This is a genomic window from Pseudomonas sp. B16(2017), from assembly GCF_002113205.1.
Taxonomy (GTDB): Bacteria; Pseudomonadota; Gammaproteobacteria; order Pseudomonadales; family Pseudomonadaceae; genus Aquipseudomonas; species Aquipseudomonas pharyngis.
The window spans coordinates 15,377-29,119 of record NZ_NEKA01000017.1 but is presented as its reverse complement, the minus strand read 5'-3'; the positions used below and the strand labels follow the sequence as shown (position 1 = coordinate 29,119).

Below are 13,743 nucleotides of genomic sequence, written 5' to 3'. Positions count from 1 at the left end.
TATCAGCAGGCCTGCGCTGGAAACCCGGCAGCGGCAAACGCAGTAATAGCCATTTCCCACCTTGCTTCAATCAACAGCAGAAGCGCTTTTGTAATACCGAAAAAATCTTACTCTTAACAAATTACTTTAACTTTCGAGCGCAGCTTTCAGTGCTGCTTCAAGTTATTGGATAAAAGCATCCGCCAGATTCTCGTTGCTCCTCCTTTTATGCTCCTAAATCTCCGTTCTGTAAGGGTTTTCCTTTAATCCGCGCCTTGACGGTGTGGTGGGCGCATTCCTATAGTGTGCGCAAGTGGCGGAAAGTGGCATGAAGTGGGTTTTTTGAGCTCAAAACGATAAAAATTGGAGAAACGCAGACGTGTTTCGCGGAGCTAACGCTATCAGTCTCGATGCAAAGGGCCGTCTCGCCATGCCGAGCCGGTACCGTGACGAGCTCGATTCGCGCAGCTCCGGCCAGTTGATCGTGACCATTGATGCCGTTGATCCATGTTTGTGTGTCTACCCGCTCGATGAGTGGGAAATTATTGAAACCAAGTTGCGCGCGCTTCCTTCGCTTCGCGAAGAGAACCGTCGTCTGCAACGTTTATTGATTGGTAATGCCGTTGACCTCGAGCTCGACGGCAGTGGTCGTTTCCTGGTGCCGCCGCGCCTGCGCGAATACGCGAAACTCGACAAGCGCGCGATGCTGGTGGGCCAACTGAACAAGTTCCAACTGTGGGACGAAGATGCCTGGAACGCGGTTTCTGCCGCTGACCTGGCTGCCATACAACAACCGGGCGCCATGCCTGACGAACTGCGTGATCTGATCCTGTGACTATTGATAGCGGCTTTAACCACATCACCGTACTGCTTGACGAAGCCGTCGAGGCTCTCGCCGTACGTCCTGATGGCTGCTATCTGGACGGCACGTTCGGGCGCGGCGGGCACAGCCGGTTGATCCTGAGCAAGCTCGGGCCGGATGGTCGGCTCATCGGATTCGACAAGGATCCTCAAGCGATTGCCACCGGGCAAACGCTAGCGGCCGAAGACGGCCGCTTTGTCGTTGTGCAGCGCAGCTTTGCCGAGCTCGGTTCGGTGGTTGCCGAGCAGGGTCTGGCCGGCAAAGTCAGCGGCATTCTGCTGGATCTGGGCGTGTCTTCGCCGCAGCTCGATGATGCCGAGCGCGGCTTCAGCTTCCTCAACGACGGTCCGCTGGACATGCGCATGGATCCGTCCCGTGGCATCAGCGCCGCCGAGTTCGTCAACACCGCGCCGGTGGAAGAAATCGCCCGTGTGTTCAAGGAATACGGCGAAGAACGTTTCTCCGGTCGCATGGCCCGTGCCGTGGCCGAGCGTCGTGACATTACGCCGTTCGAGCGCACCGCCGATCTGGCCGAAGTCCTGAAAGTCGCCAACCCGGCATGGGAAAAGGGCAAGAACCCGGCAACCCGAGCCTTCCAAGGCCTGCGCATTCACGTCAACAACGAACTGGGCGATCTGGAAGCGGGTCTTGAAGCCGCGCTCGAATGCCTGGAAGTGGGCGGTCGTCTGGTCGTGATCAGCTTCCACTCGCTGGAAGACCGTATCGTCAAACTGTTCATGCGCAAGCTGGTGAAAGGCGAAGCCGACAACCTGCCGCGCAACCTGCCGGTTCGCCACGTTGCGTTCGAACCGAAAATCAAAGTCCATGGCAAAGCGCAGACGGCCTCCGACGCCGAACTCAAAGCCAACCCACGTTCCCGAAGCGCCGTCATGCGCGTCGCGGAGAAGCTGCGGTGAGCAAGCTTTTCGCCAAGCCACTGCCCGGCGGCAGCTTTTTCATGCTGCTGTTGTTCATCGGCGTGCTCGTGTCGGCCATCGGCGTGTCTTACAGCGCCCACTGGAACCGGCAGTTGCTCAACACCCTTTACAACGAACTGAGCGTGCGCGACAAGGCGCAGGCCGAATGGGGGCGCCTGATCCTGGAGCAAAGCACCTGGACCGCCCACAGCCGGATCGAAGTACTGGCCACCGAACAACTGAAGATGCACATCCCCGGCGCGGCTGACGTGAAGATGGTGGCGCCATGATGAAACTCGAGGGGGCTCTTTTCCCGTGGCGCTTCCGTCTGATGGTGGCACTGCTCGGCGTGATGGTCGCGGCCATCTGCTGGCGCATCATCGACCTGCAAGTGGTTGACCGAGACTTCCTCAAAGGCCAGGGCGACGCGCGCAGTCTTCGGCACATTCCGATTCCGGCTCACCGTGGTCTGATCACCGACCGTAACGGCGAGCCGCTGGCCGTGAGTACCCCGGTGACCACGCTGTGGGCCAACGCCAAGGAAATGCAGACCGCCAAAGAGAAGTGGCCGGCGCTGGCTGCCGCGCTGGGGCAGGATCCTAAAGCCTTGGCCGAACGCCTCGAAGCCCAGGCCAACAAAGAATTCATTTATCTGGTGCGCGGGTTGACCCCCGAGCAGGGCCAGGCCGTGCTCGACCTGAAAGTGCCGGGCGTCTACGGCATCGAAGAGTTCCGCCGGTTCTACCCGGCCGGTGAAGTCACCGCGCACATGGTCGGGTTCACCGACATCGATGACCACGGTCGTGAAGGCGTCGAGCTGGCCTACGATGAATGGCTGGCCGGCGTGCCCGGCAAGCGGCAAGTCATCAAGGATCGGCGCGGACGGCTGATCAAGGATGTCCAGGTCACCAAAAACGCCAAGGCCGGCAAGCCCTTGGCGTTGTCGATTGACCTGCGCCTGCAATACCTGGCCAACCGCGAACTGCGCAACGCGATCATCGAGAACGGCGCCAAGGCCGGCAGTCTGGTGATCATGGACGTGAAGACCGGCGAGATTCTCGCCATGGTCAACCAGCCGACCTACAACCCGAACAACCGTCGCAACCTGCAGCCGGCGATGATGCGTAACCGCGCGATGATCGACGTGTTCGAACCCGGTTCGACCATGAAGGCGATCTCGATGAGCGCCGCGATCGAAACCGGCCGCTGGAAACCGAGCGACACCGTCGAGGTGTATCCGGGCTCCCTGCAGATCGGCAAATACACGATCAAGGACGTGTCGAAGACCGAAGGTCCGGTGCTCGACCTGACCGGCATTCTGATCAATTCCAGTAACGTCGGCATGAGCAAGGTCGCGTTCGATATCGGCGGCGAAACCATTTTCCGCCTCGCACAGAAAGTCGGCCTCGGCCAGGACACCGGCCTCGGCTTCCCGGGCGAACGTGTCGGCAACCTGCCGAACTACCGCGAGTGGCGCAAGGCCGAGACCGCAACGCTGTCCTACGGCTACGGTATTTCGGTGACTGCGATCCAGCTGGTGCACGCGTTCTCGGCGCTGGCCAACAACGGTCGTCTCGCACCGCTGACCCTGATCAAAACCGACAAGGCGCCGCAGACCACCCAGGTGCTGCCGGAAGCCGTCGCCAAGACCATGCAAGGCATGCTGCAACAAGTGATCGAGGCCCCGCGCGGCGTGTTCCGTGCGCAGGTGCCGGCGTATCACGTGGGCGGCAAGTCCGGTACCGCGCGTAAAACGTCGGTCGGCACCAAGGGCTACGCCGAAAACTCTTATCGCTCGCTGTTCGCCGGTTTCGGCCCGATGAGCGATCCACGTTATGCAATCGTCGTGGTGATCGATGAACCGACCAAGGCCGGTTACTTCGGTGGCCTGGTCTCGGCGCCGGTGTTCAGCCGTGTGATGTCGGGCACCCTGCGCCTGATGAATGTCACCCCGGACAACCTGCCAACCACACAACAGGCCAACGCCACCCCGGTCGTTCCGCTGAAAGCCAATGGAGGGCGCGGCTGATGTCTCTGAGTCTGAACAAGATTTTCCCCCACGCCGGCCATGATCTGTTGATCCGTGAACTGGCGCTCGACAGTCGCAATGTACGCGCGGGTGATCTGTTCCTCGCGGTGCCGGGCGGTAAGTTCGACGGGCGTGCGCACATCGCTGACGCCTTGCAGCGCGGTGCTGCTGCGGTGGCCTATGAAGTGGAAGGCGCCACCGTGCTGCCGATCACCGAAGTTCCGCTGATTCCGGTCAAGGGCCTGGCGGCGCAACTGTCTGACATCGCCGGGCGTTTTTACGGTGAGCCGAGTCATCACCTGAACCTGATCGGCGTGACCGGCACCAACGGCAAGACCAGCGTGACCCAGTTGGTGGCGCAGGCGCTGGATCTGCTCGGTCAGCATTGCGGTATCGTCGGCACCCTTGGCTCCGGTTTCCACGGTTCGCTGCAAAGCGGCCTGCACACCACGCCGAATCCGATTGCCATGCAAGCGACCTTGGGCGACCTGAAAAAGGCCGGCGCCAAAGCCGTGGCCATGGAAGTCTCGTCCCACGGTCTGGATCAGGGCCGGGTTACCGCGCTGGCATTCGATGTGGCAGTGATGACCAACCTGTCCCGCGATCACCTCGATTACCACGGCACCATGGAAGCGTACGCCGAGGCCAAGGCCCGGCTGTTCGCCTGGAATGACCTGAAGTGCCGCGTGGTCAACCTCGACGACGATTTCGGCCGGCAACTGGCCGCTGAAAAGCGCGAGTCACGTTTGATCACTTACAGCCTGCTCGACAGCAGCGCCTATCTCTATGTGCGTGAAGCGCAGTTCGACGACGAAGGCGTGCGCGCCACGCTGGTCACGCCGCAAGGCGAACGCCATCTGCGCAGCACGCTGCTCGGCCGTTTCAACCTGAGCAACGTACTGGCCGCCGTCGGTGCATTGCTCGGTCTCGACTACGCCCTCGACGAAATCCTCAAGGTGCTGCCGAAACTCGAAGGCCCGGCCGGACGCATGCAGCGTCTCGGCGGCGGCACTCAGCCGCTGGTGGTGGTCGATTACGCCCACACTCCGGACGCGCTGGAAAAAGTGCTGACCGCATTGCGCCCGCACGTCAAAGGCCAATTGCTGTGCCTGTTCGGCTGCGGCGGTGATCGCGATCGCGGCAAGCGTCCGCTGATGGCTGAAGTGGTCGAGCGTCTGGCCGACCGCGTGCTGGTCACCGATGACAATCCGCGCACCGAAGACCCGGCGGTGATTTTCGATGATATCCGCGCCGGCTTCACGGCTGTGGACAAGGTGACGTTCGTGGCCGGTCGTGGCCAGGCCATCGCGCAACTGATTGCCGGCGCTTCGGCGGATGACGTGATCGTTCTGGCCGGCAAAGGTCACGAGGACTATCAGGAAATCAACGGCGAGCGCCATGCATTCTCTGATCTGGTCGAGGCGGATCACGCCCTGACCGCGTGGGAGGTGGCCCATGCTTAAGGCCCTGAAACTCAGCGAGCTGACTAGCGCGCTCGACGCCCGCCTGATCAGCGCCGACGCCAGTTTTGACGGCGTGAGCATCGACAGCCGCGCGATCAAGGCTGGCCAACTGTTTATCGCCCTGACCGGCCCGCGTTTCGACGGTCATGACTATCTGAATGAAGTCGCCGCCAAAGGCGCCGTTGCTGCATTGGTCGAGCGCGAAGTCGCCGACAGCACGCTGCCGCAATTGCTGGTCAAGGACACTCGCCAGGCGCTCGGCCAGCTGGGTGCCTTGAACCGTGCCGCGTTCACCAAACCGGTCGCTGCGGTTACCGGCTCCAGTGGCAAGACCACGGTCAAGGAAATGCTCGCAAGCATCCTGCGCACACGCGGTCCGGTGCTGGCGACCCGTGGCAACCTGAATAACGATCTGGGTGCGCCGCTGACCCTGCTCGAGCTCGCCCCGGAACACAGCGCGGCGGTGATCGAACTGGGCGCCTCGCGTCTGGGTGAAATCGCCTACACCGTGGGGCTGACCAAGCCGCACGTGGCAATCCTCAACAACGCCGGGACCGCCCACGTCGGTGAGTTCGGCGGTCCGGAAAAAATCGTCGAAGCCAAGGGCGAGATCATCGACGGGCTGGCGGCCGATGGCGTCGCCGTGCTGAACCTCGATGACAAGGCGTTTGGTATCTGGAAAACCCGCGCCGGCGCGCGCAAGGTGCTGACGTTTGCCCTGAGCAACACTCAGGCGGATTTTTACGCCAGCGACCTGGCCACCGATGCCCGTGGTTGCCCGGCGTTCAACCTTCACACTCCTGAAGGTGTGGAACGGGTTCAACTGAACCTGCTCGGCACCCACAACGTCGCCAACGCCATGGCCGCCGCCGCTGCCGCTCACGCCCTGGGCGTGTCGCTGTTCGGCATTGCCACCGGGCTTGGCGCGGTACAACCGGTCAAGGGTCGCACCGTCGCGCAACTGGCGAAAAACGGCATGCGCGTGATCGATGACACTTACAACGCGAACCCCACCTCGATGTGCGCGGCCGTTGATATACTCGCCGGCTTTTCCGGCCGCACCGTTCTGGTGCTCGGGGATATCGGCGAGTTGGGCGACTGGGCGGAGCAGGGGCACCGCGACGTGGGCGAATACGCCCGGGGCAAGGTTTCCGCGCTTTACGCTGTCGGGCCGAACATGGTCCACGCCGTGAACGCATTCGGTAACGAGGCGCAGCACTTCGGCACACAAGCCGAACTGATCCACGCCCTCGGCGCCGAGCAGGACACAAACACCACCATTTTGATCAAGGGTTCGCGCAGCGCAGCGATGGAAAACATCGTTGCGGCCCTGTGCGGGTCCAGTCTGGAGAAACATTAATGCTGCTGCTGCTAGCGGAGTATCTGCAACAGTTCTACAAAGGCTTCGCGGTCTTCCAGTACCTGACCCTGCGCGGGATCCTCGGTGTGCTGACCGCGCTGGTCTTGTCGCTGTGCTACGGCCCGTGGATGATCCGCACCCTGCAGAACCGTCAGATCGGCCAATCGGTTCGTAACGACGGCCCGCAATCGCACCTGTCCAAATCCGGTACGCCGACCATGGGCGGTGCGCTGATTCTGTCTTCGATCGGCGTCAGCACTTTGCTTTGGGCTGACCTGAGCAACCGCTACGTGTGGGTCGTGCTGCTGGTGACCCTGCTGTTCGGCGCCATCGGCTGGGTCGACGACTACCGCAAGGTGATCGAGAAGAACTCCCGTGGTCTGCCGAGCCGCTGGAAATATTTCTGGCAGTCGGTGTTTGGCCTCGGCGCGGCGATCTTCCTTTATATGACGGCCAGCACACCGGTGGAAACCACCCTGATCCTGCCGATGCTCAAGGACTACAGCATTCCGCTGGGCGCGGGTTTCATCGTGCTGACGTACTTTGTGATCGTTGGCTCGAGCAACGCGGTCAACCTCACCGACGGCCTCGACGGTCTGGCGATCATGCCGACAGTGATGGTGGGCGGTGGTCTGGGCATCTTCTGCTACCTGTCGGGTAACGTGAAATTCGCGGAATACCTGCTGATTCCTTACGTACCGGGCGCAGGCGAGTTGATCGTGTTCTGCGGCGCACTGATCGGTGCCGGCCTGGGCTTCCTGTGGTTCAACACCTACCCGGCACAAGTCTTCATGGGCGACGTCGGCGCACTGGCGCTGGGCGCGGCCCTGGGCACCATCGCGGTGATCGTCCGTCAGGAAATCGTCCTGTTCATCATGGGCGGCGTGTTCGTGATGGAAACCCTGTCAGTCGTCATTCAGGTTGCGTCCTTTAAGCTGACCGGTCGCCGTGTGTTCCGCATGGCGCCGATTCACCACCACTTTGAACTCAAGGGCTGGCCCGAGCCGCGCGTGATCGTCCGTTTCTGGATCATCACCGTGATTCTCGTGCTGATCGGCCTTGCCACCCTGAAGCTGAGGTAGAACGAGTGTCTCTGATCGCTTCTGACCACTTCCGCATCGTTGTCGGCCTCGGCAAGAGCGGCATGTCCCTGGTTCGCTTCCTGGCGAACCGGGGCGTGGCGTTTGCCGTGGCCGACACGCGGGAAAATCCACCGGAACTGGCCACGCTCCAGCGTGACTATCCGCACGTGGAAGTGCGTTGTGGCGAGCTGGACGTCGAATTCCTGTGCCGTGCCGACGAGCTCTACGTGAGCCCCGGCCTGGCGCTGGCGACCCCGGCCCTGCAAGCCGCCGCGGCCCGTGGCGTGAAGCTGTCCGGCGACATCGAGCTGTTCGCGCGCAACGCGAAGGCGCCGATCGTGGCCATCAGCGGTTCCAATGCGAAAAGCACCGTCACCACCTTGGTCGGCGAGATGGCGGCTGCGGCCGGCAAGCGCGTGGCCGTGGGCGGCAACCTCGGTACGCCGGCGCTGGATCTGCTCAGCGACGACGTCGAGCTGTACGTGATGGAGCTGTCGAGCTTCCAGCTGGAAACCACCGACCAGCTCAACGCCGAAGTGGCGACCGTGCTCAACATCAGCGAAGACCACATGGACCGCTACAGCGGTCTGCCGGCCTATCACCTGGCCAAGCACCGGATCTTCCGGGGCGCGAAGCAGTTCGTGGTCAACCGCCAGGACGCCTTGACCCGTCCGCTGATGGGCGAGGGCCAGCCGTGCTGGACCTTCGGCCTGACCAAACCCGATTTCAAGGCCTTCGGCCTGCGCGAAGAGAATGGCGAGAAATACCTGGCCTTCGAGTTCCAGAACCTGATGCCGGTGCGCGAACTGAAGATTCGCGGCGCCCACAACCAGTCCAACGCCCTGGCGGCGCTGGCACTCGGCCACGCGGTCGGGCTGCCGTTCGACGCCATGCTGGCGGCGCTGCGCACCTTCGCCGGTCTCGAACACCGTTGCCAGTGGGTACGTGATCTGGACGGCGTCGGTTACTACAACGATTCCAAAGCCACCAACGTCGGCGCCGCGCTGGCCGCCATCGAAGGCCTGGGCGCGGACATCGACGGCAAGGTCGTGCTGATCGCCGGTGGCGACGGCAAGGGTGCCGACTTCAAAGACCTGCGCGATCCGGTGGCAGCCCATTGCCGCGCCGTGATCCTGATGGGGCGCGATTCCGACAAGATCGGCGAAGCGATCGGCGATGCCGTGCCGCTGATTCGCGCGACCACGCTGGTCGATGCGGTCGCCCAATGCCGCGCCGCCGCCCAGCCGGGTGACGTGGTGCTGCTGTCGCCGGCCTGCGCCAGTTTCGACATGTTCAAGAACTACGAAGACCGTGGTCACCAGTTCGTCCGCGCCTCGGAGGATCTGGCATGAGCTTGAGAAACATCATCAAGCCATATCCGTCGCCGCTTATTACCGGACGCGGAATCGACCTCGACTTCCCGATGCTCGCCGGTTGCCTGGCGCTGCTCGGTCTGGGCCTGATCATGATCGCCTCGGCATCGACAGAAGTCGGCGCGGCGCAGTCGGGCAGTGCTCTTTATTACATGACTCGTCACCTGATCTACGTGGTGCTGGGCCTCGGTGCCTGCATCGTCACCATGATGATCCCGATCGCCACCTGGCAGCGCCTCGGCTGGATGATGCTGATCGGTGCGTTCGGCCTGCTGGTGATGGTGATCATCCCGGGGATCGGCCGTGAGGTGAACGGTTCGATGCGCTGGATCGGTTTCAGCTTCTTCAACGTACAGCCGTCCGAGATCGCCAAGGTGTTCGTGGTGATCTACCTCGCCGGTTACCTGGTGCGTCGCCAGAAAGAGGTGCGCGAGAGTTGGATGGGCTTCTTCAAGCCATTCATCGTGCTGCTGCCGATGGCGGGTCTGTTGCTGATGGAGCCGGACTTCGGTGCCACCGTCGTGATGATGGGCGCGGCGGCGGCGATGCTGTTTCTCGGCGGGGTCGGGCTGTTCCGGTTCTCGCTGATGGTGGTGCTGGCCGTCGGTGCGGTGGTGTTGCTGATTCAGATGCAGCCGTACCGGATGGCGCGTCTGACCAACTTCGCCGACCCGTGGGCTGACCAGTTCGGCGCCGGTTATCAGTTGTCGCAAGCCTTGATCGCGTTCGGTCGCGGTGAATGGCTGGGCGTTGGCCTGGGCAACAGCGTGCAGAAGCAGTTCTACCTGCCGGAAGCGCACACCGACTTCGTGTTCTCGGTCTTGGCTGAAGAACTCGGCGCCGTGGGCTCGCTGTGCACCGTGGCGCTGTTCGTGTTCGTGTGTATTCGCGGCATGTACATCGGTCTGTGGGCCGAGAAAGCCAAACAGTTTTTTGCCGCTTATGTTGCCTACGGTCTGTCGTTCCTGTGGATCGGCCAGTTCCTGATCAACATCGGCGTGAACGTCGGCCTGCTGCCGACCAAGGGCCTGACCTTGCCGTTCCTCAGTTATGGCGGCAGTTCCCTGGTGATCTGCTGCGCCTGCCTTGGCCTGTTGCTGAGGATCGAGTGGGAGAGCCGGACCCACCTGGGCAGTGAAGAGATGGAATTCCATGAGAGCGACTTCGCCGAGGAGCCGAACCATGGGCGCTAACGTATTGATCATGGCCGGCGGCACCGGTGGCCACGTGTTCCCGGCGCTGGCCTGTGCCCGTGAATTCCAGGCGCGCGGCTACACCGTGCACTGGCTCGGGACGCCGCGCGGGATCGAGAACGATCTGGTGCCGGCGGCGGGTATTGAACTGCACCGCATCAACGCCAGTGGCCTGCGTGGCAAGGGCAAGCTGTCGCTGCTCAAGGCGCCATTCATGCTGCTGAAATCGGTATGGCAGGCGCGGGCGATCATTCGCCGCTTGCGGCCGGTGTGTGTGGTCGGATTCGGCGGCTATGTGACCGGTCCCGGTGGTCTTGCCGCCAAACTGGCCGGCGTGCCGGTGATCGTTCATGAGCAGAACGCCGTGGCCGGCACCGCCAATCGGTTGCTGGTGCCGTTCGCCGCCCGGGTGTGTGAAGCGTTCCCCGACACCTTTACCCTGTCGGACAGCCGCCGTACCACCGGTAACCCGGTGCGCAGCGAGCTGTTCCTCGAAACACCGCGCCCGGCCCTGGTCGGACGCAAGGCGCGTTTGCTGATCCTGGGCGGAAGCCTGGGCGCAGAGCCGTTGAACAAGTTGCTGCCTGAAGCCCTGGCACAAGTCGCTGCCGACTTGCGTCCGGAAGTGTTCCATCAGGCGGGCAGAAACCACGATGAAGTGACTGCAGAGCGCTACCGCGCCGCCGGCGTGGATGCGCAGGTGCAGCCGTTCATCAAAGACATGGCCCAGGCCTATGGCTGGGCTGACCTGGTGGTGTGCCGCGCCGGCGCATTGACCATCAGCGAACTGGCCGCCGCCGGTCTGCCCTCGATGCTGGTGCCCTTGCCCCACGCGATCGACGATCACCAGACCCGCAACGCCGATTATTTGGCCCGCGAAGGCGCTGCCTTCCTGATGCCGCAAAGAACGACTGGTGCCGCGGACCTTGCCGCGCGCCTGACAGAGGTCTTGATGCAACCGCAACGACTCGAACAAATGGCCCAAGCGGCCCGCCGTCTGGCGAAACCCGAAGCCACCCGTAGCGTGGTCGATACCTGTTTGGAGGTGGCCCATGGTTGAGAATCAGAAAGCCATGCCGCAACCGGAAATGCGCCGCATCCGTCGCATCCACTTCGTCGGCATCGGCGGCGTGGGCATGTGCGGTATTGCTGAAGTGCTGCTGAACCTGGGCTATGAAGTGTCCGGTTCGGACCTGAAAGCTTCGCCGGTGACCGAGCGCCTGGAATCCTTCGGTGCGCAGATATTCATTGGCCACCGTGCCGAGAACGCCGCAGCCGCCGACGTGCTGGTGGTGTCGAGCGCCGTCAACACCTCCAACCCGGAAGTCGCGACTGCGCTGGAACGCCGCATTCCGGTGGTGCCGCGTGCCGAAATGCTCGCCGAACTGATGCGCTACCGCCACGGCATCGCCGTCGCCGGTACCCACGGCAAGACCACCACTACCAGCCTGATCGCTTCGGTGTTCGCCGCCGGTGGCCTGGATCCGACCTTCGTCATCGGTGGCCGTCTGAACGCCGCGGGCACCAATGCCCAGCTCGGCACCAGCCGTTACCTGATCGCCGAGGCCGATGAAAGCGACGCCAGCTTCCTGCATCTGCAACCGCTGGTGGCCGTAGTCACCAACATCGACGCCGACCACATGGCGACCTACGACGGTGACTTCAACAAACTGAAGAAAACCTTCGTCGAGTTCCTGCACAACCTGCCGTTCTACGGTCTGGCGGTGATGTGCCTGGACGATCCGGTGGTGCGTGAAATCCTGCCGCTGGTCAAGCGTCCGACCGTGACCTATGGCTTCAGCGAAGACGCCGACGTGCGCGCGATCAATGTTCGTCAGCAGGGCATGCAGACCTTCTTTACCGTGCTGCGCCCTGATCGCGAGCCTCTTGATGTGTCCGTGAACATGCCGGGCAACCACAACGTGCTCAATTCCCTGGCGACCATCTGCATCGCCACCGACGAAGGCGTCAGCGATGAAGCCATCGTCCAGGGCCTGTCCGGGTTCCAGGGTGTCGGCCGACGCTTCCAGGTCTACGGCGAACTGCCGGTGGACGGCGGCAACGTGATGCTGGTCGACGACTACGGTCACCACCCGACCGAAGTTGCCGCAGTTATCAAAGCCGTGCGTGGTGGCTGGCCGGAGCGCCGTCTGGTGATGGTCTACCAGCCGCACCGTTACAGCCGCACCCGCGACCTGTACGACGATTTCGTCAATGTCCTGGCCGACGCCAATGTGCTGCTGCTGATGGAAGTTTATCCGGCCGGCGAAGAGCCGATTCCGGGCGCCGACAGCCGCAAGCTGTGCAACAGCATCCGCCAGCGCGGTCAGCTCGACCCGATCTACATCGAGCGCGGTGTCGACCTGGCGCCGGTGGTCAAGCCGTTGCTGCGTGCCGGCGACATTCTGCTGTGCCAGGGCGCCGGTGACATCGGCGGCCTCGCACCGAAACTGTTGAAAAGCGAGTTGTTCGCCGGTGCCGTGGCGGCGTCGGTCGAGGGGAAGTTGAAATGACTGCTGCCTACGCCAACCTGTTCTCCACCATCGCCCCGAAGGACTTCGGCCGTGTGGCCGTGCTGTTCGGTGGCCTGAGTGCCGAGCGTGAAGTCTCGCTGAAGTCCGGCAATGCCGTGCTCACTGCGCTGCAAAGCGCGGGTGTGGACGCGTTCGGCATTGACGTCGGCGCCGATATCCTGCAGCGCCTGCTGAGCGAGAAGATCGACCGCGCGTTCATCATCCTCCACGGTCGCGGCGGTGAAGACGGCAGCATGCAGGGCCTGCTCGAAGTGGCCGGCATTCCGTACACCGGCAGCGGCATCCTGGCTTCGGCACTGGCGATGGACAAACTGCGCACCAAGCAGGTCTGGCACACGCTCGGGATTCCGACGCCACGTCACGCCGTGCTGCGCAGCGAGGCCGATTGTATTTCGGCAGCGACGGAACTGGGCTTCCCTTTGATCGTCAAACCGGCGCATGAAGGTTCAAGTATCGGGATGGCCAAAGTGACTTCCGCGTCCGAGTTGATCGACGCATGGAAAGCGGCCAGTACCTACGATTCGCAAGTGTTGGTCGAGCAATGGATCCACGGTCCCGAGTTCACCATCGCCACCCTGCGTGACCAGGTGTTGCCTCCTATCGCCCTGGGTACGCCGCACACGTTCTACGACTACGACGCCAAGTACATCGCCAACGATACCCAGTATCGGATTCCGTGCGGGCTCGATGCCGCCAAGGAAAAAGAACTCATGGACCTCACGGCGCAAGCCTGCGAGGCGCTGGGTATTGCCGGTTGGGGCCGGGCGGACGTGATGCAGGACGCCGACGGCAAATTCTGGTTCCTGGAAGTCAACACCGCTCCCGGCATGACCGATCACAGCCTGGTACCGATGGCGGCGAAAGCGGCCGGTCTGGATTTCCAGCAACTGGTCCTGGCCATTCTGGCCGCCAGTGTCGATGCCGATGGCAAGAAAGAGGCGCGAGGTTAAG

12 protein-coding genes are annotated in these 13,743 nt (G+C 62.6%); all 12 read left to right on the top strand.

All coding sequences use genetic code 11. The features are described from left to right. The first annotated feature begins 358 nt into the window (after window positions 1-358). The 12 genes from mraZ to CAG25_RS24095 are packed head-to-tail and all read left to right on the top strand — an operon-like array spanning window position 359 to window position 13,742. Window positions 359-814 carry a division/cell wall cluster transcriptional repressor MraZ gene (gene mraZ, locus CAG25_RS24150; protein ID WP_007917012.1) on the top strand — a complete coding sequence of 152 codons (456 nt, stop codon included), beginning with the start codon at window positions 359-361 and terminating at the stop codon, window positions 812-814. After that, window positions 811-1,758, top strand: a complete 948-nt coding sequence (rsmH, locus tag CAG25_RS24145) for a 16S rRNA (cytosine(1402)-N(4))-methyltransferase RsmH (protein WP_039766256.1) — start codon at window positions 811-813, stop codon at window positions 1,756-1,758. The genes mraZ and rsmH overlap by 4 nt, the downstream gene beginning before the upstream one ends. Then, window positions 1,755-2,048 carry a cell division protein FtsL gene (ftsL, locus tag CAG25_RS24140; RefSeq protein ID WP_007956777.1) on the top strand — a complete coding sequence of 98 codons (294 nt, stop codon included), beginning with the start codon at window positions 1,755-1,757 and terminating at the stop codon, window positions 2,046-2,048. The genes rsmH and ftsL overlap by 4 nt, the downstream gene beginning before the upstream one ends. Then, window positions 2,048-3,787 (top strand): penicillin-binding protein 2, encoded by a 1,740-nt coding sequence (locus tag CAG25_RS24135; protein ID WP_170844883.1) that lies wholly within the window; start codon window positions 2,048-2,050, stop codon window positions 3,785-3,787. The genes ftsL and CAG25_RS24135 overlap by 1 nt, the downstream gene beginning before the upstream one ends. After that, complete coding sequence (locus CAG25_RS24130; RefSeq protein WP_085610962.1) at window positions 3,787-5,250, top strand: UDP-N-acetylmuramoyl-L-alanyl-D-glutamate--2,6-diaminopimelate ligase; 1,464 nt, start codon at window positions 3,787-3,789, stop codon at window positions 5,248-5,250. The genes CAG25_RS24135 and CAG25_RS24130 overlap by 1 nt, the downstream gene beginning before the upstream one ends. Continuing rightward, a complete protein-coding gene (murF, locus tag CAG25_RS24125) occupies window positions 5,243-6,610 on the top strand; it encodes a UDP-N-acetylmuramoyl-tripeptide--D-alanyl-D-alanine ligase (protein ID WP_085610961.1) in 1,368 nt (455 codons plus the stop codon). The genes CAG25_RS24130 and murF overlap by 8 nt, the downstream gene beginning before the upstream one ends. Then, window positions 6,610-7,692, top strand: a complete 1,083-nt coding sequence (gene mraY / locus CAG25_RS24120) for a phospho-N-acetylmuramoyl-pentapeptide-transferase (protein ID WP_007956769.1) — start codon at window positions 6,610-6,612, stop codon at window positions 7,690-7,692. The genes murF and mraY overlap by 1 nt, the downstream gene beginning before the upstream one ends. A gap of 5 nt (window positions 7,693-7,697) precedes the next feature. Further along, complete coding sequence (gene murD / locus CAG25_RS24115; protein ID WP_085610960.1) at window positions 7,698-9,044, top strand: UDP-N-acetylmuramoyl-L-alanine--D-glutamate ligase; 1,347 nt, start codon at window positions 7,698-7,700, stop codon at window positions 9,042-9,044. Further along, on the top strand, window positions 9,041-10,258 hold the full coding sequence (ftsW, locus tag CAG25_RS24110) for a putative lipid II flippase FtsW (protein WP_039766247.1): 1,218 nt from the start codon (window positions 9,041-9,043) through the stop codon (window positions 10,256-10,258). The genes murD and ftsW overlap by 4 nt, the downstream gene beginning before the upstream one ends. Then, the gene (murG, locus tag CAG25_RS24105; protein WP_085610959.1) at window positions 10,248-11,318 is read left to right on the top strand and encodes an undecaprenyldiphospho-muramoylpentapeptide beta-N-acetylglucosaminyltransferase; all 1,071 of its coding nucleotides are present in this window, start codon (window positions 10,248-10,250) and stop codon (window positions 11,316-11,318) included. Before ftsW ends, murG begins: the two co-directional genes overlap by 11 nt. Further along, window positions 11,311-12,771 carry a UDP-N-acetylmuramate--L-alanine ligase gene (murC, locus tag CAG25_RS24100; protein WP_085610958.1) on the top strand — a complete coding sequence of 487 codons (1,461 nt, stop codon included), beginning with the start codon at window positions 11,311-11,313 and terminating at the stop codon, window positions 12,769-12,771. The genes murG and murC overlap by 8 nt, the downstream gene beginning before the upstream one ends. Further along, window positions 12,768-13,742 (top strand): D-alanine--D-alanine ligase, encoded by a 975-nt coding sequence (locus CAG25_RS24095; protein WP_064383956.1) that lies wholly within the window; start codon window positions 12,768-12,770, stop codon window positions 13,740-13,742. Before murC ends, CAG25_RS24095 begins: the two co-directional genes overlap by 4 nt. Window position 13,743 lies beyond the last annotated feature (1 nt).